We start from the raw sequence: 24,575 nt of genomic DNA on the forward strand, positions 1-24,575 counted from the left end.
CTTCAAAAGGGGGGATTTCTATGATTCCAATTCCTTCAAAGGTAGAAGGTACAGATTTTCATCTATACAAATTAGAAAAAGAATTGCAAGAGTTAGGATATTCTATTGGGGGCAACTGGGACTATGACCATGGGTACTTTGATTATAAGATTGATGATAAAGTAGGGTATCAATATTTACGGGTACCATTTCAAGCGGTGGACGGTCAACTCGATTCTCAAGGTACAACAGTAAGAATAGGCAGGCCATTCTTACTGTCCCATAAATATCAAATTGGTGTGGACGATAATGCACATGTAGGTAATGGAGCAGCGGCCTTTAATCAGTTTTCAGAACCTGTGGATTCAGATGCTTCCTTCCCAAAGGAATATGTTGAATTAGGTCGTTCTTTGGTGAAGGAATTAGAAGCTGTTCTTTTAACTAATTAGTCTTTGATTACAAGTAGACAATCGTCAGCTTGAATGAGTGTGTAAAGAGGAGGATTAACCATTGTCTCTCCTCTTCTTTTTATGCCTATAAGTAGTATTTTATTTTGCATGAGTGTGTTACTTACTGATTCAAACGTGTTTCCAATATGAGAATTCTCGACGTCTAAGTATTTTAATTTACTACCCTTCAACTGATCAAGCATGTGTAAAAGTGTATTAGACATTCCATTGGAAACCATACTGTTAATCATGACATAACTAGATAGCATATTGGTTTGAATAATTTCATCTGCCCCAGCGCGTTGAGCATTTTTCACCTGAACGGAAGTTAATATTTCAACAATTGTATAAACATTCGGGTTCAATCCTTTGACAGTTAATAAGGTTAAGATCGCATTCATATCAGCTTGGACTTCATCTTTACTTTGATCAGATGTAACAACAACAAGTTCAGCTTTTTTTATATTCGCATGAAGTAAAATATGATCGTAAATAGGATTGCCCTTAATATAGTGTACATTATGACCAGGTAATGGATTTTGATCAAGGGTCTGATCAATTAAGACAATGGATAATGGTTTCTTTCCGAGACCTTTTATCTGTGTTAGTGTTTCTTTCACTCTTTCGTTCCAGCCTACAATTATAATATGTTTCTCATCTTTATACTCCACTTTGCCCTCCAGATAAGCATTTTGTGTTGTAATGGCACTTGATGCAAGTGCAACGAAGTAGGTAGTGACAAATCCAGTTCCGATGAAGATTAATAAAATTGCCAAGGTTCTTCCTGGTATGGTTATGGGTACATAATCTCCATAGCCAAGAGTTGCTGTTGTAACGAGTGCCCACCAAATGCCATCAAAAATGGAGGGAAACTCTGTAGGTTCAATAAAATGTATGATTACTCCAAATGTAATATTGATTATGAAAATAATACATAAAACTCTTATAATAACTGGCCAATGAATAAAGTTGAAATGAAATGAGGTATTATTCTTCATGTTCTTTCTCCTCAGTTGATACGAAGGAAAGAACCTCCTTTATAATAGTGTTTATCCTCTTGGTTAGCGCGGCTTCTCCAAATTTTTCTTTTCCAGCTTCAAGTAATTGCAAAACCTCTTCATCAAAATCAATTATGGCTTTATCTTCCTCCGCCTCGTTATATAATTCAATAAATTGGTCTAAGCCTTCATTCATGCGGTCTATTGCATCACTTAAGGCTACTTTTTCATTCGGTTTTAACTTCAATTCATTCACCTCAATGCTTATTGTTGACAAAACAAGGAGATGATTAAACTTGAGAGGCATAATTATCATGAAAAAAAGCAAAAATAAGAAAGATATGTCATGATGTTCTTAAGCAGGAGTGATAAAAATGGAAGAAAAACGAGTGAGACAAATATTATCATCGTCAGCTACTATAAATGTCACCTTTCAAGGCGCTAGTGTATGGATTGACGATGTAAGTCAAGATGGAAAAACGGCAACAGTTCATCTTCGCGGTCCAGCTGGAGAAGAACGAACTACTGTAGATATTCAGGATTTGCAGGAGGTAGAGGGGTAATTAGATGATAGTTTTATCTATTTAAAACAAAAAAAAGAGGTGCACACATTTTTAAAATGTCCACCTCTTTTTTTGTTATTTATTTGGATTAAGCAGATTTTGTTCTTGTTAAACGATCTACAGCATTAGCAATTGCACCGTCTCCGGTTACGTTACATGCAGTACCAAAACTATCTTGAGCTAGGTAAAGTGCTATCATTAAGGAAACCATTGTCGCATCAAAGCCAAGCATAGTTTGTAATAGACCTAATGCTGCCATTACTGCTCCTCCTGGAACTCCTGGTGCTGCAATCATTGTCACACCTAGCATAAGAATAAATCCAAGAATTGAAAGGAAAGTGTATTCCATCCCGTTAATAAACATTACTGCAAGCGCACATGTGACCAAGGTTATCGTACTACCAGATAAATGGATGGTAGCTAGTAATGGTACAGTAAAATCGGCTGTTTTTTCGTTCACATCCATTTTCTTAGCTCGTTCTAATGTTACTGGTATGGTTGAAGCGGAAGATTGTGTTCCAAGTGCTGTGAAATAAGCCGGCATCATTGTTTTTAACATTTTTAATGGATTTTTCTTCGTTAAAACGCCACTAGTTGTATATTGTAAAAGTAACATAGTCAAATGGAGTAAAATAATTAATACGAATACTTTTGCAAAAACAGAAATAATTGTTTGAACTTGTCCACCATAAGTCATATTCGCAAATATACCTAAAATATGAAATGGTAAAAGTGGAATGATTACCTTTGAAATAACTAATTCTATAATCTTTCTGAATTCAATCATTACTGTTTTTAGTGCGTTTCCTTTAATTGCTGCCATACCAAGTCCAAGTGTAAAGGAGAGAACTAATGCAGTCATGACTCCCATAGCTGCCGGGATTTCCAATTCAAATAATGGAGATAGTAATGCTTCCTCAGGATTATCGAATGCGTTAGATAAACTAGCATTTTTTAATATAGTAGGAAATAATGAGTTTGCTGCTAGAAAGGCTAATAGACCAGCAACGATAGTTGATAAGTAAGCAATTACTGTTGTAAGACCTAGTAACTTTCCTGCCCCTTTGCCAATTTCCCCAATTCCCGGTGCAATGAAAGCAATGATGATTAATGGAATAGCAAAACCTAAGAAATTACCAAAAATTTCATTGAAGGTTACAAAAATTCGTATTAACCAACTTGGTGCAAAATTACCTAAAATAATTCCTAAAATAATTGCTACTATGATTCTGGGTAAAAGTCCAAATGTTTTCATGTTGTCCTCCCTGCTAGTACAGTTGTCTATGTATTGTAACAATTTCTATGTTACATCATTCGATTACAAAAAGGGAAGATTAAATTGGTTTAATTTTATGAATGTTATTTCCAGTTGTTAAAATTTTTTTAAATAGGTTTATAAATTTGTTTATAATGGGTACACTACTACAGAAATTCACCATAGTTGTAGCTTTTTGCTGCATAATCTTTCTAATGAATTTCTCCATTCGTTATTGTGTCTTTTCCAGCAACATCGTTGAATATTGATGGAAGTTACTAGCAAAACCAAATAAAACTTGATTTTTAAAGAAGAAACCTCTATGATTAAGTTAATTGTTTTTGTTCGGTAAGGCTGATAGAAGGAATTTACTTCAATGTTTTTCGTCTTGAAAGATTATGCAGAGCAAGAATGGTAATACAATTGTGGGAACTATCCACTGTAGGAGGAAACATATTATGTTACAAGGTAAAGTAAAATGGTTCAACGCTGAAAAAGGTTTCGGTTTCATCGAAGTAGAAGGACAAGACGATGTATTCGTTCATTTCTCTGCTATTCAAGGCGACGGTTTCAAATCTTTAGAAGAAGGTCAAACTGTATCTTTCGAAATCGAACAAGGTGCTCGTGGACCACAAGCAACTAACGTTCAAAAGTAATAGTTTTGACAAAGAAAGGCTCCCTTTATGGGGGCCTTTTTTGCGTTTTTTTTATTGTTATCGGGTTGGGGGCTCTTTTGTTGTTCTATTAAAAATATGCTACGGCGATATCATCATTTTAGACACCACTCTATCACGTTTTATCTATAATATATAGAAGTCTCTTGTAAGTATGAATGAATTACTAGATAGGATTCTACTTGCATGAGAGTTAATAGGGAAAGGAGGTTGCTTAGTGGAAATAGCAGAGCTTTTTCAGTTGAATGGTAAAACAGCGATAGTAACAGGTGGAGGTAAAGGGCTCGGTGCTCAGATTGCCAATGCTTTAGCTGAGGCAGGGGCTAATGTTGTGGTGTGTTCTCGAGATTTAGAGGCATGTAAGTTAGTTAGGGAACAGTTAGAAAAAAAGGGGGTTCGTTCACTTGCACTTTCATGTGATGTAACAAAGTCAGAGGATATTCAAGAGGTTGTTCAAACTACACTTCAACATTTTGGAACGATTGATATTTTAGTTAATAATAGTGGAACCTCGTGGATGGCGCCAACATTAGAGTTACCAGCGGATAAGTGGGATAAAGTAATGAATGTTAATTTAAAAGCTGTTTTCTTGTTTAGTCAGGCAGTAGCAAGAGTGATGGTGAAGCAAGGTAGTGGAAAAATTATTAACATTGCTTCGATTACAGGACTAGGTGGAACACATCCTGCTTTAATGGATACAATTGCGTACAACACAAGTAAAGGTGGTGTTATCACTTTCACCAAGGACTTGGCAGTAAAGCTAGCTTCACATAATATTCAAGTCAATGCGATTGCCCCAGGAATGTTTCCAACAAAAATTACGAAAAGCATTGTAGAAAAGTCGGCACCTACATTAATGAGTCAAATACCTGCTCAGCGCTTTGGCAGTGAGTCAGATCTTAAAGGAGCGGCGGTGTTTTTAGCTTCACAGGCTTCTGATTATTGTGTCGGCCATATCCTTGTAATAGACGGAGGAATGACAGCACTAGTTTAAAGCGTAAATAAGAAGGGAGGGATAAGAATGGCAAATGCTAATAATGTAGTAGCGTTAAATAGACTTAAAAAGAAAGGGTTTGAGATTGAACAACTATTAAACGGAATGATTCAATCGCAGTTAAACAAAGAGAGTGTTGCTCGATATGCTGGGGTAGGTAGTGAATATCTTGCAGAAAGAATGCAGTTAGTAAAGGATGAGGTGGAGCTTCTTTCTTTGCAGTATAATTTTCCAACAAAAAATGATGTTGCGAATCTAGCAAAGCTTATGATTCAAATTGAGGAAAAAATAGAAGCAATAGAGGGGCAGCTTGCAAGTGTAACCCAAACATTAGAAGAGCTAAATAAAAAAGTAAATAGTAATCTACCAAATCAAAGATATTTACGAGAGTTGACCCCAAAAGGTCAATCAGCCAAAAATGGTGGAGTTGTTCTATCAAAGACACCTGGTAAGGACTCGAAAGTAGTTCAGATGGAGAGGTGGTTTTATCTTTGAAAAGAAAAGAATTATCAAAATGGAAGGATGAAATGCTAACGTACAATAAACTTCCATACAGTGACGGAATAACACCTAGACAAGCAATATGGAAAAAGAATAAAGCAACACTATGGTACTATGCTGCTTCCGAGAAAAAATATAATGTTCCGCTGTTCCTTATCTATTCTCTAGTTAATCGTCCGTTTGTATTGGACTTAATGGAGGGTGGAAGCTCTATTGAGGCGTTCGTCTCTAATGGATTTGATGTGTATCTATTAGATTTTGGTGTGCCAGGTTTAGAGGATAAAGACTTATCTATTGATGATTATGTCACAGATTATATCCCAAAAGCGGTACAGAAAGCGTTAAATCATGCAAGCGTAGAGGAGATGACGATAGTAGGATACTGTCTCGGTGGAACACTGGCAGCAATATATGGTGCGATAGCTGAAGAATCAATTAAAAATATTGTCCTTATTGTAACACCGATCGACTTTAGCGAGATCCCAGTTTTTGATAAATTATTACATGCAGTTAGAGAAAATGACATTTCTTTTGATAAATATATAGAAGAAATAGGCATTGTTCCAGCTAGAAATGTTGAAGCTGGTGTACGTTTAATAACATCCCCAATTTATTATAGCCCCTATCTATCCCTTTTACTAAGAGCAGATGATCCAAATTATGTAGAAAGATGGATTCGCTTTAATACTTGGACAAAGGGTCATATCCCACTTGCTGGTAAAACGGCAAAGCAAATATCAGAAGATTTACTAAAAGGAAATAAATTAATAAAAGGTCAATTAAAGATAAATGGAAAACAGGTGAAGCTATCTAATATACATGCGAATCTTTTGGTTGTTGTCACCGAAAATGACCGCTTAGTTCCGAAAGAACAAAGCATCCCTATTTTAGAAGAAGTTTCAAGTTTAGATAAAAACTGCGAAATACTGCAAGGAGGGCATACAGGGACAAACATAAAAAAAGATAATCTACCAGCGTATTTAGCAGAATGGCTGCCGCTTCGTTCAGAACGATTGGAAAAATAGAATAATAGGGAGGTATGATGTCATGTATTTTTTATTTACTGACTTGGACAAAAGGATCGATCCCTATACAGAGTATATGGGAATAGGAGCCATTGTCTATCAACAGTTTTTTATGTATTTTAAATAAAGAGTAGAGAGCCGATAAAATATTTGGCTCTCTTTTCATTTCCTGTTGTTTCACAAGATTGTCATGTTTTCTATGGTATTACTAGACCAACCTAATTTATAATACAGGAAGCAAAGTCTGAAAGTAGGGTGGTTGAAATGGTAAAAACACCGGTTGATAGATTTCGAGTAATGGGTTTAATAGAAGGGGGCTCCCTATTAGTTTTATTATTTATTGCGATGCCAATAAAATACGGCTTAGATATTCCAGAAGTAGTAAGCATTGTAGGGGCAATACACGGTTTGCTTTTCGTTATGTACCTTTTCTTTATTGCCTATGTAACGTATAAAATAAGATGGTCCTATAAATGGGCAGCGAGTGCTGTAGTAGTTGCCTTTATCCCTTTTGGTAATATGATTTTTGATTCATATATCAAAAAATCTTCACTTGTAAACTGACTCTGTTCAATGGGTCAGTTTTTTTTGTGCTTAATATTTCTTGGTTTTTACGTTATTAGCTTATAATAATAACTGCATAGGTTACTAAAAGGAGTTGTAGAATTGAAGTTTCGTCCTATCTTATCAATTATTGCTTTTTTTTCACTCTATAATATTTTAATGTATTATCTTGGCTGGAATGTTTGGGTTTATTTACGTGTTATTTTTGAATGGGAAAGCCCTATTATTTACAGCATCCTGCTAGCGCTAATCGCTTATTCCTATATTTTAGGAAGACTCATTAAATCGTTATCTTGGTTATCTGTGGTAGGTTCGTATTGGTTTGCTTTGGTGCAATATGGTTTACTATTGTTTCCTCTAGCTAATCTCACAGTTTATCTCCTAAATCAATTCCCAATTGACGAGAGGAGTGCCATAATATGGACTGGAAGTATCACATTATTATTATTGCTGCTTCTGTTTATCGTGGGCACCTATAATGCCTATAGTCCGGTTATTCGTCATTATGAAATAGCTATTTCCAAAGAGATAGAAAACTTAAAGGAACTCCGTATTGCGGTGGCATCCGATATGCATTTTGGAAAACTTTCTGGACGAGCCCATGTCAATCGCTTAGTAAAGACAGTGGAAAAGATAAAACCCGATCTTATCCTCTTACCTGGGGACATTATCGATGATGATCCTAAACAATTTGTCCGAAAAAAAATGGGGGAAATCTTAAAACAGCTTCAAGCCCCATTAGGAGTTTATGGTGTATTAGGTAACCATGAATATTACGGAAGAGAGATTCCCGCGTTTCTGGAAGAGATGGAGAAGTTGGATATTCGAATATTAATGGATGAAGTAATCAACATAAATAATAGTTTTTATTTATTGGGAAGAAAAGATAAAACAGATGCAAGAAGAAAATCATTTACGGAATTAGTGGATGGTTTAGAACCTGGAATACCAATCATTGCAATGGATCACCAACCAGCAGAATTGAAAGAAGCAGAGGTAAGCGGAATTGATTTAATTTTGTCTGGTCATACCCATCGTGGACAAATGGCTCCCAACCACTTCATTACACGAAAAATATTTGAATTGGATTGGGGATACTTAAAGAAAAATAAACTACATGCAATTGTGTCTTCTGGTTTTGGATTTTGGGGACCGCCAATTCGAATTGGAAGTAGGTCGGAAGTAGTGGAGATTACGGTGAAATTTTTGAAGGCATGATGTTACCCTTTTATTCCCTTGTGGAGTGAAAGGGTATTTCTTTGTATAGGTATAAGCTATAATAGCTAAGAATAAGAAACACTTGTCATTATTATAGATAAAATAAAAGCATCAGGATAAGAGGTACCTAAATGAATAACAAATTTGAGAAATATAAAGTTAGTCACGAAATAATAAAAGCACTTACTAGCTTACAGTACACAACCCCTACAGAAGTTCAGGAAAAGGTAATACCGATTGCCTTGCAGGAAAAAGATCTTGTCGTGAAATCTCAAACAGGAAGTGGGAAGACCGCTTCTTTTGGAATTCCATTATGTGAGCTAGTAGAGTGGGAAGAAAATAAGCCACAAGCGCTTGTCTTAACTCCTACTAGGGAACTGGCTGCACAGGTAAAAGAGGACATAACAAATATAGGTAGATTTAAACGTGTTAAAGCGACAGCTATCTATGGAAAGCAGCCCTTTGATAGACAAAAACTTGAGTTGAAACAAAAGTCGCATGTTGTAGTTGGTACACCAGGACGTGTACTTGACCATATTGAAAAAGGAACCTTTGAGGTAGATCAGCTTAAGTATCTCATCATCGATGAAGCGGATGAAATGTTAAATATGGGATTTATTGAGCAAGTGGAGGCGATTATTCAAGCGTTGCCAAGAGAGAGAGTGACGATGCTGTTTTCTGCTACATTCCCAGAGGATGTTGCCCATTTATCTCATAAATATATGAAAGATCCTATTCGGGTCGAGATACAAGCTACAGGAATTACAACGGATAAAATTGTTCATCGTGTTATAGAAGTGCAGGAAAATGAAAAATTTCAATTATTAAAGTCTGTGACTATCATCGAGAACCCTGAAAGCTGTATTATCTTCTGCCGTACACAAGAACAGGTAGATAATGTTTATAGTGGTTTAGACCGTTCTGGGTATCCATGTGATAAACTTCATGGCGGACTAGTTCAAGAAGATCGGTTTGCTGTGATGAATGATTTTAAAAGAGGGAAATTTCGCTACTTAGTGGCAACAGATGTTGCCGCAAGAGGGATTGATATAGATAACATCACTCACGTTTTCAACTATGATTTGCCGCTTGAAAAAGAGAGCTATGTTCATCGAACAGGGCGTACTGGCCGAGCAGGGAAAACTGGAAAGGCCATCACATTTGTCACACCTTATGAAGACAGGTTTTTAGAAGAGATTGAAGCGTATATCGGATTCGAGATTCCTAAAATGAGCGCACCAACTAAAACAGAAATTACCAATGCAATGGTTTCTTTTGAAGAGAGATTAAATACTCGCCCAGATCTAAAAGAAGAAAAAGGTGCGATATTAGACAAAGATATAATGAAGCTCTATTTTAACGGTGGCAAGAAAAAGAAAATTAGAGCGGTAGACTTTGTTGGAACAATCGCGAAGATAAAAGGTGTAACTGCTGCTGACATTGGAATTATTACAATTCAGGATAATGTTTCATATGTAGATGTATTAAATGGGAAAGGGCCACTTGTTTTAAAAGCAATGAAAGATACGACCATCAAGGGAAAGCTTTTGAAAGTGCATGAGGCGCGGAAGTAGTATAAAAACTGCCATGCTTTTCGCTCCCCTGTTAATAAATAAACCATCTTCCTTAAGAGTTAAAACTCAAGCTCCTGTGGAAAGATGGTTTATTATATTTGTCTTAGCTAAACGAGAGTGCAAGTTTCATTCACTATTTTTTCATTACAACTGCTTGTTTATGTTCATATACGGTTATAGCCTCATCTAACATTCGTAACCCCTCATCTACTTGTTCTTTCGTAACGGTCAATGGAGGGATCATACGAATGACTTCACTGTTATTCCCACAAAAATAGAAGAGTACGCCTTTTTCTAAGGCAATATCTAATATTTCAAATAAGGCATCGCCATGAGGTTCCCCGCTCTCTGGATGAACGATTTCGATACCAATCATCAAACCAATGGAACGTATTTCCCCAATAATGGAATGCTTTTCTTTTAGCTTATAAAGTTGTTCAGTAGCATATGCTCCAACTTCTCGGGTATTTTTTAATAAGTCCTCTTCTTCGATTATATCCAATACAGCTATAGCTGCCTTGCAAGCGATAGGATTCCCGCCAAAGGTTGTTCCATGGCTTCCAAGTGGCCATTGCTGCATAAGGGTATGGGAAGCAACTGTAGCACTCAATGGTATTCCATTGGCAATTCCCTTAGCTATTGCCATGATATCAGGTGTTACATCAAAGGCTTGTGCTGCAAACCATTCACCTGTACGACCAAATCCGGTTTGTACTTCATCGAATATAAGTAAAATGCCGTGCTGATCACAAATCTCGCGTACTTTTTTTAACCATGCTTTTGGTGGAACAATGTAACCACCTTCTCCTAGAATTGGTTCAACAATGACTGCTGCTACTTCTTCAGGTGTTACTTGGTGTGCAAAAAGTCTTTTGAAGTCTTTTTCAAGTTGCTCTACTACATACTCCTCTGGATTAACGCCTAGTGGGCAGTCAGAGGTATTTGCATAAGGTACCTGATACGATCCGCTTGGCTGTAAAAACTTACGATACTTACTTTTAGAAGTAGTTACGCTCAATGCCCCCATGGAGCGACCATGAAAACAACCGATAAAGGAAACAATATAAGGGCGTTTTGTTACATGTTTTGCTAGTTTAATAGAGCCTTCGATCGCCTCTGTTCCACTGTTAGCAAAGAAGAAGCAATCTAAATCTCCTGGTAATTTTTCAGCTAGTCGATCGGCAAGTCTTAAAATAGATTCATAGATAATAACGCCGGATGGTCCATGTGCAAGTTCGTCTGCGGCATTTTTTATTGCTTGCACGACTTTTGGATGTCGATGTCCTACGTTTGTCGTAGCAATTCCAGATGTGAAATCTAAGTATTGTTTCCCATCAAGTCCGTAATAGTAGCATCCCTCTTCCTTTACAACAGGTAAATTTGGATGATCCTTCGCCATACTTGGTGCTAATCGTTTGGACATGTTTTCTACTAAATGACCCCAATCTTTTTTCATGATATTTCCCTCCTAGTTGCCAGAAACTCTTTTATTCTATTAATAATTGAATTTTTAGATTGTATTTAAAATATCATTAATTGCACGCTTATACAATATAAACTGATTATCACGGAGAAAGTGAATCTAAATTACTTATCATTGTTCTATTGTAACCAAGATGAAAATAGGACAAATAACCTCTTAATTCCTAGTTGACTAATCGGAATTCGAGGGTATATACTGAAAGAGAAGTATAAATCAATCAACCAAATAATATAAAACTTATCCAGAGAGGTGGAGGGAATGGCCCTTTGAAACCTCAGCAACAGATTCTTCGTTGAATACTGTGCTAACTCCAACAAGCATAAAAGCTTGGCAGATAAGGTGAGGTGTTTATTCCAGAGCTAAGCCCTCTTCTTGTCTTTATACAAGAAGAGGGCTTTTATTTTGAATAGGAAAGGAGATGGAGAAGAAATGGGGAAATTATTGCGGCAGGCTGTAGAAAATAGACGGATAGAATTAATAAACAAACTTATTTATTTTCAAGTTTTTAAAAAAGAAGATCAACACTTATTTGAGTTATCTTTAACAGACTTAGAAAACGAATATAAAAAAATTCAGTCGTATGTACATCCGCATGATGATATGGGTTCGATTCAATGGGTTAACAGAAAGTAATAGAAGTAGAAAAATTTGCTGGTCTTGGCTACCCTGAAAATACGGTGACTCCTTTGAACACCTTGATGATTTCCGTTCCTGGTGTTCACTTTCTGAGGGATGGGCAAGCTCCGGGATTCAGCGGCTAAAGAACCTATTACTCCGCTCGGCGATAACTCAACATTTTAAAAAGAATTATCTTAGCGCTGGATGAATATTGTTATGGGAGAGCAAATATCAAGGGGGTATATCAATGAAGGGGAAGCATGTAATATCAACTCTTGCTAAATTTGTAGACGCCCTCCCGATTCCTTCTATATTAAAGCCAATAAAAAAAGATGCTACTTTTACTTATTATGAGGTTAAAATGACAGAATGTAAGCAATCACTCCATAGGGATCTAAAGGAAACAACTATTTGGGGTTATGAAGGCTGTTATCCTGGTCCAACGATTGAAGTGGAAAGTGGAGAGCAAGTTTTTATTAAATGGATGAACAATCTCCCGAAAAAACATTTACTACCTGTCGATTTTACTGTGCATGGGGCTCATAAAGATGTTCCAGAAGTTCGAACGGTTGTACATGTTCATGGTGCTAGTGTGGAGGCAGAGAGCGATGGGTATCCAGAGGCTTGGTTTACTAGAAACTTCGAACAAGTAGGTCCATATTTTATGAAAGAGGTTTATCAATACGATAACTACATGGACCCATGTACACTTTGGTATCACGATCACGCACTTGGTATTACTCGCCTGAATGTTTATGCCGGTCTAGCTGGCTTTTATCTTATTAAAAATAAGTGGGAACGTTCTTTGAATTTACCGACTAGTGAGTATGATATCCCGCTGCTTATCCAAGACAGAACTTTTCATGATGACGGTTCGCTTTTTTATCCTAATCAGCCAGATAATCCCGTACCAGAATTGGAGACTTCTGTTGTCCCTGAGTTTTTTGGAAATACTATTTTAGTAAACGGGAAGGTATGGCCCTATTTAAATGTGGAGCCTCGTAAATATCGTTTTCGAGTTCTTAATGGTTCCAATAGTCGCTTTTATAGAATAAAGCTTAATTCTGGCCAGCTGATGTATCAAATAGGAACTGATAGCGGGTTCATGGAACATCCAATAGGAATTCGAGAAATCATTCTTGCTCCTGCCGAAAGAGCAGAGCTCGTCATCGATTTCACCAATCTCGATGGAGAAAGCGTGATAATGACAAATGATGCTCCTGCTCCTTTTCCGAATGGTGAAAAAGAAAATGAGATTAACGAAGTGTTGGAATTTCGCGTGCAACATCCTCTTCAACATATAGATACTAGTGTAATTCCTCAATTTTTAGAGAAAATCCCAAAACTAAGCATGCAATCCGTTTCGAAAAAACGATTTTTGACTTTAGACCATACATTAGATAAATATGGTCGTGAGCTGATGTTATTAGATAATAAAGATTGGGATGCTCCGATATCAGAAATACCAAAACTAGGGAGTACGGAAGTTTGGTACCTGATCAACTTAACACCAGATACACACCCTATTCATATTCACTTAATTGATTTTCAAATTCTTAGTCGGAGAGAGTTTGATGTCGACCGATATCTGCGAGAGAAGATCATACATTATACAGGTCCAGTACTTCCGCCAGAGCCCCAAGAGTCTGGTAGGAAGGATACAGTAAGAGCTAATCCTAATCAAGTAACAGAGATTATCATGAAATTTGGTCCATATTGTGGGCTATATGTCTGGCATTGTCACATGTTAGAGCATGAGGATTATGAGATGATGCGGCCGTATGTCGTTATTCGATAACATCCTATATCTAGAAAATGGTGAATATTCTAGAGTGATTATAGGAAAAACTTCTAGGGAATGTAACTTTTTAAGTGTCTGTATCCATGGTAATAGAGGCTGGATACAGACACTTATCTCCAATTAATTATTAATATTCACCCCATAATCGGCTATATTGATATCTACCTTATAATTAATAGAAGTCTGACTAAAAATATTGTCCCAATCATTTTTGTGATCTGCCCAATACTTTGGATACTTAATCCTTACGTAATCATGAAAACCAATAACGTCTACTTGTAATTCTTGTTGAATTTTCACGAGGCTATTTTTAATTTCTTCTTTAACCTTTTCTTGAATAAGCTTCTTTAGTTTTTTTATATTTTCTTCTTTTGTAATATCATCAGTTTCAGCTAGTATTTCGGTTATGATGCCGTCTAACTTCACTTTTACATCAAAAGAAAGTTGTCCATTTTCTAAAATAGGTATTACTTTACTTTTTATATCCTCAAGTTCATATATAATAACTTCTTCTGTTTCTTCTTCAAAGATCTTGACGATCCCACCATCTGTGGAAGCGGTTAACCATGTGACACCAACTAAATCTTCTTCATCTAAAAATCCGACAAGAGATAAGGTACTACCTTTTATAACAGCCGCTCCTGTCATTTTAATTTCCTGGTTACTTAATATAACATTTTGTAATAAAAAGCTAGTTTGTGATACAAGCTTAGCATTGGTTTTTGCGAGGGTCATTCGTTCTATTAACTTATTTGATTTTTCTGTATGTTCTGAAATGTCGAATATATGGAGTGATGGAATGTCATCAGTTTCCATATAATCAAGCAGTTCTTTCGCTAATCCGTCAGTAACCATTACAAGGCAACTCAGTCGAGCTTCAGGGTCACGGAAGAAGAAATCTAGTATTTCTCTAACATTTCGATCTCTTAATACTTCACTGCTTATTAAAATAATGCGCTGGTGCTGCCCGTTTAAAATATTCTTTCGTTTAAGAATGACGTCTCGGGCTGTTTCAAGAAAAGAGGAACCCGTTTCCTCTACATTCCGGTAGGGTTTAGCCGAATCCGAGGACTCGTTAATACTTTGCTTGTGATTTATTTTCGCAAGTTGATAAGTGACAGTTAATAATTGCTCGTCAGTTCCCGCATGCTGTTGGAGGTCATCCTGTACTACATCTACTCCAATTCCAATAATCATATCTAATTTTTCGATATCTTTTGAACTCCAGCATCCTGTAAGAAGTACAACGGTGAAAAGAATTGGTAAAGCAAGTTTAATAATGGTTTTAGACTGCTTCATCTATTTATCCTCCTCAAATAGGAGATAGATAATAAAAGAATTGGTAAAATACCGAATAAAAGAATCGCTGCATTTCCTAGCATGTCTCCTAAGGAGAAGATTTGATGTAGATCTTTAGGAAGCATGGAAATAATAAAAACAATGGGAAGCAGGGCATACATAAAGTATTTTATATTTTTATTAAATATCTGGGAAAGTCCTAATGATGCAGCAAAAAGTGTGATAGAAGTAGTAGCGAATATTTGTAAAATCCAAACTATCAGAAACAAAGAGTCGTATCTTTCAAAGAATATACCTGGGAACTCAAAGGATCGTATTAAGGTAATCGTAGGCCAAGTTAAGTTGCTAACACCTTCCACCGATAAAGCGCCTATAACAATAACAACAGTTATTAGATAGAAAATCATTGGCATTAATACTCCAATTAATACAATTTTTTTCCCCTTATTTTTGTCAGTTAGAAAGACAGAGAGGATGATCATTATTTCAATTCCTATGTAAGACAGAGATGTAGTTTTTATACCTTTTAGTACAGGAACAATTCCATTTCCTAAAACAGGACGTAAATTATTTAATTCAAATAAACCTAGACTCAACAAGGCTAGAAATATGAAAATAAATACAGTTAAGGGGAAGATGATTTGAAACATACGTGCAATGGAATTAATTCCATCAATGTTTAAATAGAGAGTAAGCCAAAGAAACAAAATGATGAGAATTTGAACTGGAGTACCCTCAAGTAGATATGTTTCTGTTACCTCTGCCATAACCCTTACTTCAAAACTAGATAATGTAATGAAATAACCAATCATGAATAATCCAAGAATGATGCCTAGAAATTTCCCAACAATATTTTTACAGTATTGATAATAGGTTTTGTTCGGATATCTATTGTTAAGTTTTAAAATTATTAACCCTGCTGCTATTGGGAAGATGCTACTAATTAAAATGGTAATCCAAATGTCAGGAGTTCCTACCTCGGCAGCAGCAGTCCTTGGTAACGTTAATATGCCTACACCAAGTATATAATTGATGATTATAATGATTGCTTGAGTAGGATTAATAATTGCCTGGCGATGTGTACTCATTTTTTTATTAGTCCCTTCTCATAAGTAATGCCTATTATCACTTTCGAATAGTGTCATTTGGTTTGATAATTTTCGGCCTTTTTTTCATAGCTGATAATGGTAATCGAATGAAAAGATCCTTCCAATCTCCTAGTTGATATGGTACTGCTGGGCTAAGATAAGGAACACCAAAACTATTTAAACGAACAAGATGTATACTGAAGAAAAGAAAGAAAATAATCACGCCATATAATCCGAAAGTTGCTGCAAGAAACATTGCAATAAATCTTAGGATTCTTAATGAGATGCTGAAATTATATTGTGGTAGAGAAAAGGAAGAAATGGCTGTTAAGGCAACAACGATGACTGTAACAGGACTTACAATTCCTGCCTGTACAGCAGCATCTCCGATTACTAAGCCCCCAACAATTCCTATGGTTTGTCCAATAGGTTTAGGTAAACGGAGACCAGCTTCCCTTAAAATTTCAATAGAAACTTCCATTAAGAGGGCTTCAATAAGAATTGGAAATGGAACTCCCTCTCGGGAACTGATAATGGAAATAGCAAGTTTGGTTGGAATAAGCCCCTGATGAAATGATACAAATGATATATACAAAGCTGGGGTAAATATGGCAATAAAAGATGCAACATATCTTAACATTCTAATTAAGGAACTGGGAATCCAACGCTCATAGTAATCTTCTGGAGATTGTAAAAACATATTGATAGTCACAGGAACTATTAAAACGAATGGTGTGCCATCTAATAAAATACCAACCCTTCCCTCAGATAATGCCGCAATAACCCTATCAGGTCGCTCTGTGCTCTGAACTTGAGGAAACAAGGAAAAATTATTTTCTTCTATTAACTCCTCCACATAACCAGATTCAGGTAAATTATCAATAGTGATTGTTTTTATTTTATTAATCACATTGTCTACTATCTCTTCATTAGCAATACCATTTAAATAGGTAATTACTAATTCTTTTTTAAAACGCTTTCCAACTTGATAGCTGAGAAATCTGAGGTCGGTATTCACACCAGCTTTTCGGAGAAGTGCTATATTATCCATAATATTCTCATTGAATCCAATTCGTGGTCCTCTTACTAGCAATTCAGTGGTAGGCTCTTCTTGATTTCGAGCTTTTGTATCACATGTTTTCAATATGAAAGCCTTATCGTAATTGTGGAATAATAACGCCGTCTCCCCTTTTAATATTTTTGACGTAATGTTATTTATACAACTTTCTTCATATATTTCGCTAATGGGTAAGCTGTTTTTTAAATGATTGAATGGTGAGATATCAATATCTATAGTCCATTCAAAAATATCTAACATTAACGGCTCCAATATATTATTATTAATGACATTTATATCAACTAGGCCCTTTGTAAAGATGATTGCTGCCTCGATGTTTTCCTTTCCAATTACAAATTCTCTTGTGACAATGTCATGACTTACACCGATTGCTTTATTGATTGTAGAAATATTATTTGAAAGGTTGTTAGAAAGAACAGATGTGTCTTCCTCCAATATACCGTTTCCTTGTTGAATATTATTATTGTACAGCGAAATTAGCTTGGTAATAAATAGGGGGGCAATCAGTGAAATGAGGGCGAAAACGTATATATTTGTTTCAGGAATAAATTTTTTTATCATTTCAAAATATTGCAATGTTGAACCTCCTAAAGCTAGAAGAGAGGATATATATAGTTTATAATACTCTCATTATATTCCTGTTTATTCTTGCTAAAATATCTAAAATTATACGTTAATTCATTCTAAACAAAAACCCCTGTGGCAAAATGCCACAGGGGTTAAAAAGAGTAATTATATGTTATACACCAATAGAATCTACTACGTTCTCTTGCCTTAGGTATTCGGCTAACAATTCAGGTGCAGTTAAATAAATGAGACCATTTCCTTCCAAGCTCTTCGGATAGCCAAGAGGGATGGTTCTTTTTATAAGTTGGGCATAAATTTCAGGCTCTGAGAGTATGCGTTCAAAGTCTGTTTCAGCTTGTTTTTTGATTAAGGCAAGCGCACCTGCTACATGTGGTGCGGACATGGATGTTCCACTAAAGACGGCGTATCGACCACCTGGTACAGTCGAGATAATTTTTTCACCGGGTGCAACAACATCTATTTCATTGTTAGAGTTTGTAAAATAAGAAGATTGTCGCTGAAGATTCACAGCTCCAACTGCAATTACTTCAGTGTAGCCAGCAGGATAGGAGAACTCTTCTGTAGAGTGATTTCCATCACCTTCATTACCAGCTGCACATACGACTAATATTTGCTTTTCAACTGCTACTTTTATCACATCATGTAGCTCTGGAACGTCAAGTGGCCCACCTAGCGACATGGAAATTATATCTACTTTTTCGTTAATTGCATAGTCGAGGGCATTGATTATCCATTCATATTCTCCAGAACCTTCTTCACCTGCGAGTGCTTTGAGTATGATTAACTTTACTTCTGGAGCGACTCCAATTACACCAGACTCTGCGTTTGTAGCAGCAATCGTTCCAGCAACATGTGTCCCATGTCCATTGTAATCGGTAAATACCTCAGGATCTCCATTATCATCATCAGTAAAATTGCGACCGGAGATTATTCTTCCCGCTAAATCAGGGTGCTGTGTATCGCAGCCAGTGTCAATAACGGCAATTACGACATTTTCCCCTTTAAATCCTTGATTCCATAGGGCAGGTGCTTGAATTAAATCAATACCCTCAGGAATTTGCTGTGTCTCAAATAATTGATTATCAACTTTGTACGGAATTAAATGTACTAACTTTTCCATCACAACGCCTCCTAATCATTTTTTCTAATAGAGAAACTAGAGACAGGTACATGTGTAACTTACTGAAAATTCTATCAAATGTATTAATAGAGTAACAAGGGCCAAAAAGACTAGTAGAATGCAGATAACAATCGTAGTTCAAAAAGTCCACTTCACAGATTAGAAAATAGCTTCTTTCTGATAATCAAAAAAGATTACATTAAGCAGATAAAATTCTGAGGATTTTGTAAAAATGAATGAAATATGAAAATATAATACATCACTGAATTGGAACAAAAAATGGGCTTATCCTTTTAGCTATGTATATTAGGAATAGTTCCATATTAAGGAAGGTGGAGTAATATGTTAAAGATTATGATTTAAATTACTATGTGGAGGTATATATACGTTGGGGATTTATAGAGATAACTGTTCTAGATGTTCAGGTGCAATAAATATTACTTGTAATTGTGGAGGAAATACTAATGGTGGCGGGGGTGTTGGTGTACCAGGTGCACCAGGTGTATCAGGTCCGGCTGGCCCGGCTGGTCCACAAGGTGTGGCTGGCCCAGCAGGCCCACAAGGTGTGGCTGGTCCTGCTGGATCGCAAGGAATTCCAGGGGCAGCAGGACCAGCTGGGGCAACCGGTCCGGTAGGTCCACAAGGAGAAGCGGGTCCACAAGGAGAAATAGGTCCACAAGGAGAAGCAGGTCCACAAGGAGAAATAGGTCCACAAGGAGAAGCAGGTCCACAAGGAGAAATAGGTCCACAAGGAGAAACAGGTCTACAGGGAGAAGTTGGTCCACAAGGGGAAGCAGGTCCACAGGGAGAAGTCGGCCCACAAGGAGAAGCTGGTCCCCAGGGAGAAGCTGGTCCCCAGGGAGAAGCTGGTCCCCAGGGAGAAGCTGGTCCCCAGGGAGAAGCTGGTCCCCAGGGAGAAGCTGGTCCACAAGGAGAAACAGGTCCCCAGGGAGAAGCAGGTCCACAAGGAGAAGTTGGTCCCCAGGGAGAAGCAGGTCCACAAGGAGAAGCTGGTCCCCAGGGAGAAGCTGGTCCCGCAGGCCTTCCTGGAGCAAGTGCAATAATTCCGTTTGCATCCGGAACACCTATTGAAGTAGCTACAGTGTTAGGTGGTTTAACAGAAACTATTGGTCTACTTGGATTTGGTAGTTCTGAATCTGTAGCACTTGTTTTAGGAGCCCCTCTGACTCTTTCAGGAGCTGGTGGATTATTGAATTTTGCGTTTACATTACCGAGAGAGGGAACAGTTACTTCTATAAGTGCATTTTTTAGTGTTTCTTTAGCGCTAGCCTTGAGTCCGGCATTTTCAATTGTAGCAACACTCTATAGTGCAGAGCCGGATAGTGATGAATTTACTCCAACAGCAGTAACAATAGAACTGGATCCTGAATTATCCGGATTAGTTAATGTCGGTACTACTGCTAACGGTTTGGCTACAGGTTTTACCGAGACTTTTCCAGCCGGAACACGATTATTAATGGTGTTTTCTATTGATGTAGGTCCAGGAGTGATTACAAGCGCTACAGGATATGCAAGTGGTAGTATAGCAATAAATTAGTTTTATGCTATAGGATAAAATGAGAAATTGCTTTTTATTTAGTATGAGATGAATAGATAAAATATATTAGTTACTGAAAAACAGGTGGTCTATTTCACACCTGTTTTTTTGTGCTTTGTATTTACATAATTGCAGTCAAGCCCTAACCCCGATAAGCCTCAAGTCTTACTTCAAAATATAGCTCAGGCTCATTATAGAAACATGTGGATGCAGGTAAGATAGAGACATAGAAAGGAGGAAACAACAAATGAAAAAATTCGGCTTGTTTTTAGTAGGTGTTATCGCATTTTGTATATTACTCGGAAACATCGGTCCGCTAGTAGGTTTGGCAATTAGCTTAGTCGTTTCCTATTATGCAGTAAAGGAATTTATGAAAACCGATTCCACAGCGAATAAAGTTTTATGGGGAGTTATCGGATTCATCGCTATTTCGTTCTCCATTGCAAATGTTCCTGCAATTCTAGGTTTAGTAGCAGCGTACATCCTGTATGTTATCTATAAAAACTGGAATAAATCAAAAGAAGAAGTAACCGTAGTAGACAGCTCAGACCCATTTACAAACTTTGAGAAGCAATGGAATGCACTAAATAAAAAATAAAGAGGAGTGGAAAAACATGAACTTATTTACAAGAATTAAAAACTCAATTTCAGCTGATTTTCACGAGGTGTTAGATAAAAAGGAACAGAAGAATCCAATTTCAATGTTAAATCAATATTTACGTGATTGCGAAAAGGAAGTAGAAAAGGTACGTAACTTAGTGGAACGTCAAAAATTATTAAAAGAAGAATTTGTAAGAGAACATTATCAGGCAGCAGACCTTGCGAAAAAGCGTAAATACCAAGCTGATATCGCATCAAAGGCTGGAGAGTCAGAGCTTTATGAATTTGCAAATAGAGAATATCTACAATATGAGGAACGTGAAAATCAGCTTACACTTTCCTTGGAGAAAGTTACACAAGACTTAACGACTCTAGAGCAAAAGTATGAAAGCATGAAGCATAAATTAAAGGATATGTACATCAAGCGTATGGAGCTAATGGGAAGAGAAAATGTAGCGCGCGCTAACCATCGAATGAACCAAGTATTAGAATCCAATAATCCAGAGCAATCCTTCAATAAGTTTAATGAGATGGAGAGTTACTTAGAACGACTTGAACATCAGGTGGACACTTCCTATCACCGCAGTACAATTGATGCCCGTATTGCAAAATTAGAAAAAGAATTACCAGTGGAAGAGAAAACACATTCTCATACTTCGTAAAAACTGTTAATCTAAAAAGGCGTGTATAAACGCCTTTTTTCACTACGCATATAATCATGCGGTATAATAAAACTATAATTATAACTATGCTAAAAAAAGGAGGGGAAACAGTGTTAAATAAAAAGAAAACAGACTTATTGAGTTATATCGTTATCATCGGATTTTTTATTTTTATCTTGGAAATTTCATTCTTTGAAACGGGTCTCATCTTTTCCCTTCTTATTTTTGGCATATTTATGTATTTTGGAAGAAAAAAATGGAATTGGTTTCTTGGGAAAGTACTATTCGCAATTGGGGCATTATCTATTTTTTTCACGATAATAGGATCCATTACTTTTCAATTTTTGTTATTAGCTATTATTGTGTATTTCTTTATTTTATTTACTCAATCTAAGAAGAATCCAACTTATATTCAGCCTGAAATCAATCCAGAAAAAAAAGAAAAAGTAGTCAAGCGTGAACAAAGATGGTTTCAAAATAAATTATTCGGTCGTCAAAAGACACCGGAGCATTCCTACACATGGGATGATGTGAATATTCAGTGTGGCGTGGGAGATACGGTTATTGACTTGAGTAATACAGTACTTCCGAAAGGAGAAGCTGTCATTGTAATTCGAAATATCGTAGGGAATATTCAAATCCATTTACCCTATGAAATCGATATAAGTGTCCAGCATTCCGTAATGGTTGGGTCTACTATGATTTTAGAAGAAGAAAGCTCTAATCTTTGGAATCAAACGATGAACTTCCAAACAGCAGATTACGATCAATCTACCCAAAAGATAAAGATAATTACCTCTGTTCTTGTAGGAAGCTTAGAGGTGAAAAGGGTATGAGTGTATTACAACGCCATTTGTTGTTAGGGATTGGAACATCTGTCCTATGCTTTTTTGCCTTCGGAGTTGTATATTTTATCTCTTTCCCATTGTTAGACTGGTCAGTCCTTTGGAACATCAAAGTGTTCGATCTTCCCTTCATCCTATTTGCTCTTAGTATTAGTATCTTTTTAGGGGCGCTAATTGGGCTAGCTTCTGGACTTTACTGGAGAAAGCAATTTGCATCTATTTCTAATAGTTTAATTCAAGTCGAGCAAGGAAGAAATATCGAATGGGATAACCAAAGCTCTATCCAGGATATAGACGAAATCGAAAGTGAAATAAAGAAAATTCAAAAGCAAATGAAGGAACAAACCAAAATAGCACAAAAACTAGCGAACGAAAAAGCTGTTGATCTCGAAAATAGAATACAAGAAATAGTATCGCAAGAGCGGAATAGATTGGCGAGAGAACTACATGATTCAGTAAGTCAACAACTATTTGCAGCTTCTATGCTTATGTCCGCTTTAACAGAATCGAAAGAAGCATCAGAGGATAGTGAAACAAAACAATTACGATTAGTGGAAGAAATGATTCATCAATCTCAATTAGAAATGCGAGCCCTTCTCTTGCATTTACGTCCTGTTGCATTAAAAAATAAAACACTACAAGAAGGTGCTGAGGAGCTACTTCTCGAACTCATGCAGAAGGTTCCGATGAGTATTACCTGGAAGATCGAATCCTTTTCTATTGATAAAGGGATAGAGGATCATCTATTTCGTGTTTTACAGGAAAGCCTTTCAAATACGCTTCGTCATTCCAAAGCAACATCTATTGAGGTACTACTAATCGAACGCGATGATTTAATTATTTTACGAGTGGTCGACGATGGAATAGGCTTCGATGTGGAAAAAGAACGGGCGGGATCGTACGGATTGCAAAATATGCATGAACGGGCTGTTGAAATAGGCGGGATCATGAAAATTGTTAGTGTAGAGAATTCAGGTACAAGATTAGAAGTAAAAGTTCCTAAGATTGATTTAAAGGGTGAGAATGATGATTAAAGTTCTATTTGTAGATGATCATGAAATGGTGAGAATTGGGGTTACTGCTTATCTATCCGCACAACCTGATATTGAAGTGATTGCCGAAGCCGATGACGGAAAAATAGCGGTTGACTTAGCACTGGAACATAGGCCAGATATTATCTTAATGGACCTTGTAATGAAGGAAATGGATGGAATTGAAGCGACAAGAAGAATTATCGAACAATGGCCAGATGCCAAAATCATTATCGTTACAAGCTTTCTAGATGATGAAAAGGTATACCCAGCACTAGAAGCAGGAGCCACTAGCTATATGCTCAAAACTTCAAAAGCGAGCGATATTGCCAATGCTGTCCGTTCTACCTTTAAAGGACAATCGATATTAGAGCCCGAAGTAGCAGGGAAAATGATGAAAAAGATGAGACAAAAAAATGAACACTTCCTGCACGAGGAACTAACAAATCGCGAGATGGAAATCTTACTTTTAATGACACAAGGCAAAGCCAATCAGGAAATAGCAGATGAGCTATTCATTGCCTTGAAAACGGTTAAGGTACATGTGAGTAATATACTGGCGAAATTACAAGTACAAGATCGAACGCAAGCAGTTATCTATGCCTTTAAGCATTCCTTGGTGGAGTAGATTTAGGGGATTAAATAAGAATTGTTAGGTGAAACTCGGGAAGTGTCAGATAAATTCCGGGAAATGTTAGGTAAATCCCGGGAAATGTCAGGTAAAACGGGTAAAACGCAGGAAATGTTAGATAACGCCATTCCACCAGCATTTTGCGCCTCCAACTAAGGCTCAATAAAGAAAAATGCGAAGTTTACTGCTATTTTTTCTAAAAAAGAAGAAATTCAGATGATTTTTACGCTTTTTTCGTAAATTTTAATGACATCTTGTATCGATCACTCTAACGTCCCATCACCGGCTACTAATTCAACTCTATTCCTAAGAAAAAAGCGTAATGCACCTTCTCATCATAAGATAAGGAGAGTGCATTACGTTTTTTTACCTTTTATCA

At 36.7% G+C, this 24,575-nt stretch carries 25 protein-coding genes and 1 riboswitch; of the genes, 17 read left to right on the forward strand and 8 right to left on the reverse strand.

Going from position 1 to position 24,575, the window contains the following annotated elements:
• The first annotated feature begins 20 nt into the window (after positions 1 to 20).
• Positions 21 to 428 carry a YugN-like family protein gene (locus BK580_RS04660; RefSeq protein WP_078379235.1) on the forward strand — a complete coding sequence of 136 codons (408 nt, stop codon included), beginning with the start codon at positions 21 to 23 and terminating at the stop codon, positions 426 to 428.
• Here BK580_RS04660 and BK580_RS04665 read toward each other — a convergent pair.
• On the reverse strand, positions 425 to 1,426 hold the full coding sequence (locus tag BK580_RS04665; RefSeq protein WP_078379236.1) for a potassium channel family protein: 1,002 nt from the start codon (positions 1,424 to 1,426) through the stop codon (positions 425 to 427). The genes BK580_RS04660 and BK580_RS04665 overlap by 4 nt on opposite strands.
• Positions 1,416 to 1,673: an atypical membrane-integrating protein (Mistic protein) gene (locus BK580_RS04670; protein ID WP_078379237.1), complete on the reverse strand. Its 258-nt coding sequence runs from the start codon at positions 1,671 to 1,673 to the stop codon at positions 1,416 to 1,418. The genes BK580_RS04665 and BK580_RS04670 overlap by 11 nt, the downstream gene beginning before the upstream one ends.
• 127 nt (positions 1,674 to 1,800) lie before the next feature.
• Here BK580_RS04670 and BK580_RS04675 point away from each other — a divergent pair, with 127 nt between their 5' ends.
• Positions 1,801 to 1,989 (forward strand): H-type small acid-soluble spore protein, encoded by a 189-nt coding sequence (locus BK580_RS04675; protein ID WP_078379238.1) that lies wholly within the window; start codon positions 1,801 to 1,803, stop codon positions 1,987 to 1,989.
• 88 nt (positions 1,990 to 2,077) lie between these two features.
• Here the strand turns inward: BK580_RS04675 and BK580_RS04680 are convergent, their stop codons facing one another.
• Positions 2,078 to 3,244: a dicarboxylate/amino acid:cation symporter gene (locus BK580_RS04680; RefSeq protein WP_078379239.1), complete on the reverse strand. Its 1,167-nt coding sequence runs from the start codon at positions 3,242 to 3,244 to the stop codon at positions 2,078 to 2,080.
• Between the two features lie 458 nt (positions 3,245 to 3,702).
• On the opposite strand from BK580_RS04680, the gene cspD reads away from it, so the two are divergent.
• The 7 genes from cspD to BK580_RS04715 all read left to right on the forward strand — a co-directional run bounded on the left by cspD (position 3,703) and on the right by BK580_RS04715 (position 9,794).
• Positions 3,703 to 3,900: a cold-shock protein CspD gene (gene cspD, locus BK580_RS04685; protein WP_078379240.1), complete on the forward strand. Its 198-nt coding sequence runs from the start codon at positions 3,703 to 3,705 to the stop codon at positions 3,898 to 3,900.
• Between the two features lie 235 nt (positions 3,901 to 4,135).
• Entirely contained in the window at positions 4,136 to 4,912 is a 777-nt protein-coding gene (locus BK580_RS04690) for an SDR family oxidoreductase (protein WP_078379241.1), read from the forward strand.
• A 27-nt stretch (positions 4,913 to 4,939) separates the two neighbouring features.
• On the forward strand, positions 4,940 to 5,407 hold the full coding sequence (locus BK580_RS04695) for a hypothetical protein (protein WP_078379242.1): 468 nt from the start codon (positions 4,940 to 4,942) through the stop codon (positions 5,405 to 5,407).
• Complete coding sequence (locus BK580_RS04700) at positions 5,404 to 6,438, forward strand: alpha/beta fold hydrolase (protein ID WP_139364840.1); 1,035 nt, start codon at positions 5,404 to 5,406, stop codon at positions 6,436 to 6,438. Before BK580_RS04695 ends, BK580_RS04700 begins: the two co-directional genes overlap by 4 nt.
• 264 nt (positions 6,439 to 6,702) lie before the next feature.
• A complete protein-coding gene (locus tag BK580_RS04705; protein WP_078379243.1) occupies positions 6,703 to 7,002 on the forward strand; it encodes a DUF3817 domain-containing protein in 300 nt (99 codons plus the stop codon).
• Between the two features lie 159 nt (positions 7,003 to 7,161).
• Positions 7,162 to 8,220: a metallophosphoesterase gene (locus BK580_RS04710; RefSeq protein WP_078382638.1), complete on the forward strand. Its 1,059-nt coding sequence runs from the start codon at positions 7,162 to 7,164 to the stop codon at positions 8,218 to 8,220.
• A gap of 131 nt (positions 8,221 to 8,351) precedes the next feature.
• On the forward strand, positions 8,352 to 9,794 hold the full coding sequence (locus tag BK580_RS04715) for a DEAD/DEAH box helicase (RefSeq protein WP_078379244.1): 1,443 nt from the start codon (positions 8,352 to 8,354) through the stop codon (positions 9,792 to 9,794).
• Between the two features lie 133 nt (positions 9,795 to 9,927).
• Here the strand turns inward: BK580_RS04715 and BK580_RS04720 are convergent, their stop codons facing one another.
• A complete protein-coding gene (locus BK580_RS04720; RefSeq protein ID WP_078379245.1) occupies positions 9,928 to 11,250 on the reverse strand; it encodes an aspartate aminotransferase family protein in 1,323 nt (440 codons plus the stop codon).
• A gap of 261 nt (positions 11,251 to 11,511) precedes the next feature.
• A riboswitch (SAM riboswitch) is annotated at positions 11,512 to 11,618 on the forward strand.
• Between the two features lie 61 nt (positions 11,619 to 11,679).
• Between BK580_RS04720 and BK580_RS04725 the strand changes: the two genes are divergently transcribed.
• Both BK580_RS04725 and BK580_RS04730 read left to right on the forward strand, forming a co-directional pair.
• Positions 11,680 to 11,910 carry a Fur-regulated basic protein FbpA gene (locus tag BK580_RS04725; protein WP_328589037.1) on the forward strand — a complete coding sequence of 77 codons (231 nt, stop codon included), beginning with the start codon at positions 11,680 to 11,682 and terminating at the stop codon, positions 11,908 to 11,910.
• A gap of 232 nt (positions 11,911 to 12,142) precedes the next feature.
• The gene (locus tag BK580_RS04730; protein ID WP_078379246.1) at positions 12,143 to 13,693 is read left to right on the forward strand and encodes a multicopper oxidase family protein; all 1,551 of its coding nucleotides are present in this window, start codon (positions 12,143 to 12,145) and stop codon (positions 13,691 to 13,693) included.
• A gap of 123 nt (positions 13,694 to 13,816) precedes the next feature.
• On the opposite strand, the gene BK580_RS04735 is transcribed toward BK580_RS04730, so the two are convergent.
• The 4 genes from BK580_RS04735 to BK580_RS04750 form a co-directional block, all read right to left on the reverse strand.
• Entirely contained in the window at positions 13,817 to 14,995 is a 1,179-nt protein-coding gene (locus BK580_RS04735; protein WP_078379247.1) for a Ger(x)C family spore germination protein, read from the reverse strand.
• Complete coding sequence (locus BK580_RS04740) at positions 14,992 to 16,083, reverse strand: GerAB/ArcD/ProY family transporter (protein WP_078379248.1); 1,092 nt, start codon at positions 16,081 to 16,083, stop codon at positions 14,992 to 14,994. The genes BK580_RS04735 and BK580_RS04740 overlap by 4 nt, the downstream gene beginning before the upstream one ends.
• A gap of 37 nt (positions 16,084 to 16,120) precedes the next feature.
• Positions 16,121 to 17,737: a spore germination protein gene (locus BK580_RS04745; protein WP_235863993.1), complete on the reverse strand. Its 1,617-nt coding sequence runs from the start codon at positions 17,735 to 17,737 to the stop codon at positions 16,121 to 16,123.
• A 163-nt stretch (positions 17,738 to 17,900) separates the two neighbouring features.
• Positions 17,901 to 18,869, reverse strand: coding sequence for a S8 family peptidase (locus BK580_RS04750; protein WP_078379249.1), 969 nt, complete (start codon positions 18,867 to 18,869; stop codon positions 17,901 to 17,903).
• A gap of 388 nt (positions 18,870 to 19,257) precedes the next feature.
• On the opposite strand from BK580_RS04750, the gene BK580_RS24015 reads away from it, so the two are divergent.
• From BK580_RS24015 to BK580_RS04780, 6 genes are all read left to right on the forward strand, one after another.
• Complete coding sequence (locus BK580_RS24015) at positions 19,258 to 20,427, forward strand: exosporium glycoprotein BclB-related protein (RefSeq protein WP_213083616.1); 1,170 nt, start codon at positions 19,258 to 19,260, stop codon at positions 20,425 to 20,427.
• A gap of 247 nt (positions 20,428 to 20,674) precedes the next feature.
• Positions 20,675 to 21,025 (forward strand): lmo0954 family membrane protein, encoded by a 351-nt coding sequence (locus BK580_RS04760; RefSeq protein WP_078379251.1) that lies wholly within the window; start codon positions 20,675 to 20,677, stop codon positions 21,023 to 21,025.
• Between the two features lie 16 nt (positions 21,026 to 21,041).
• Positions 21,042 to 21,689, forward strand: coding sequence for a PspA/IM30 family protein (locus tag BK580_RS04765; RefSeq protein ID WP_078379252.1), 648 nt, complete (start codon positions 21,042 to 21,044; stop codon positions 21,687 to 21,689).
• A 110-nt stretch (positions 21,690 to 21,799) separates the two neighbouring features.
• On the forward strand, positions 21,800 to 22,525 hold the full coding sequence (gene liaF, locus BK580_RS04770) for a cell wall-active antibiotics response protein LiaF (RefSeq protein WP_078379253.1): 726 nt from the start codon (positions 21,800 to 21,802) through the stop codon (positions 22,523 to 22,525).
• Positions 22,522 to 23,568, forward strand: coding sequence for a sensor histidine kinase (locus tag BK580_RS04775; protein WP_078379254.1), 1,047 nt, complete (start codon positions 22,522 to 22,524; stop codon positions 23,566 to 23,568). Before liaF ends, BK580_RS04775 begins: the two co-directional genes overlap by 4 nt.
• Positions 23,561 to 24,193, forward strand: coding sequence for a response regulator transcription factor (locus BK580_RS04780; protein WP_078379255.1), 633 nt, complete (start codon positions 23,561 to 23,563; stop codon positions 24,191 to 24,193). Before BK580_RS04775 ends, BK580_RS04780 begins: the two co-directional genes overlap by 8 nt.
• Positions 24,194 to 24,575: the final 382 nt, after the last annotated feature.

Origin of the sequence: Sutcliffiella halmapala (genome assembly GCF_002019665.1) — a bacterium.
Taxonomy (GTDB): domain Bacteria; phylum Bacillota; class Bacilli; order Bacillales; family Bacillaceae_I; genus Sutcliffiella_A; species Sutcliffiella_A halmapala.

What these genes read in the sequence shown, in the direction of transcription:
- BK580_RS04660 (WP_078379235.1), top strand. Translation starts at nt 21, where the DNA reads ATGATTCCAATTCCTTCAAAGGTAGAAGGTACAGATTTTCATCTATAC.
- BK580_RS04665 (WP_078379236.1), bottom strand. Translation starts at nt 1,426, where the DNA reads ATGAAGAATAATACCTCATTTCATTTCAACTTTATTCATTGGCCAGTT.
- BK580_RS04675 (WP_078379238.1), top strand. Translation starts at nt 1,801, where the DNA reads ATGGAAGAAAAACGAGTGAGACAAATATTATCATCGTCAGCTACTATA.
- BK580_RS04680 (WP_078379239.1), bottom strand. Translation starts at nt 3,244, where the DNA reads ATGAAAACATTTGGACTTTTACCCAGAATCATAGTAGCAATTATTTTA.
- cspD (WP_078379240.1), top strand. Translation starts at nt 3,703, where the DNA reads ATGTTACAAGGTAAAGTAAAATGGTTCAACGCTGAAAAAGGTTTCGGT.
- BK580_RS04695 (WP_078379242.1), top strand. Translation starts at nt 4,940, where the DNA reads ATGGCAAATGCTAATAATGTAGTAGCGTTAAATAGACTTAAAAAGAAA.
- BK580_RS04705 (WP_078379243.1), top strand. Translation starts at nt 6,703, where the DNA reads ATGGTAAAAACACCGGTTGATAGATTTCGAGTAATGGGTTTAATAGAA.
- BK580_RS04710 (WP_078382638.1), top strand. Translation starts at nt 7,162, where the DNA reads ATGTATTATCTTGGCTGGAATGTTTGGGTTTATTTACGTGTTATTTTT.
- BK580_RS04715 (WP_078379244.1), top strand. Translation starts at nt 8,352, where the DNA reads ATGAATAACAAATTTGAGAAATATAAAGTTAGTCACGAAATAATAAAA.
- BK580_RS04720 (WP_078379245.1), bottom strand. Translation starts at nt 11,250, where the DNA reads ATGAAAAAAGATTGGGGTCATTTAGTAGAAAACATGTCCAAACGATTA.
- BK580_RS04730 (WP_078379246.1), top strand. Translation starts at nt 12,143, where the DNA reads ATGAAGGGGAAGCATGTAATATCAACTCTTGCTAAATTTGTAGACGCC.
- BK580_RS04735 (WP_078379247.1), bottom strand. Translation starts at nt 14,995, where the DNA reads ATGAAGCAGTCTAAAACCATTATTAAACTTGCTTTACCAATTCTTTTC.
- BK580_RS04740 (WP_078379248.1), bottom strand. Translation starts at nt 16,083, where the DNA reads ATGAGTACACATCGCCAGGCAATTATTAATCCTACTCAAGCAATCATT.
- BK580_RS04750 (WP_078379249.1), bottom strand. Translation starts at nt 18,869, where the DNA reads ATGGAAAAGTTAGTACATTTAATTCCGTACAAAGTTGATAATCAATTA.
- BK580_RS04760 (WP_078379251.1), top strand. Translation starts at nt 20,675, where the DNA reads ATGAAAAAATTCGGCTTGTTTTTAGTAGGTGTTATCGCATTTTGTATA.
- BK580_RS04765 (WP_078379252.1), top strand. Translation starts at nt 21,042, where the DNA reads ATGAACTTATTTACAAGAATTAAAAACTCAATTTCAGCTGATTTTCAC.
- BK580_RS04775 (WP_078379254.1), top strand. Translation starts at nt 22,522, where the DNA reads ATGAGTGTATTACAACGCCATTTGTTGTTAGGGATTGGAACATCTGTC.
- BK580_RS04780 (WP_078379255.1), top strand. Translation starts at nt 23,561, where the DNA reads ATGATTAAAGTTCTATTTGTAGATGATCATGAAATGGTGAGAATTGGG.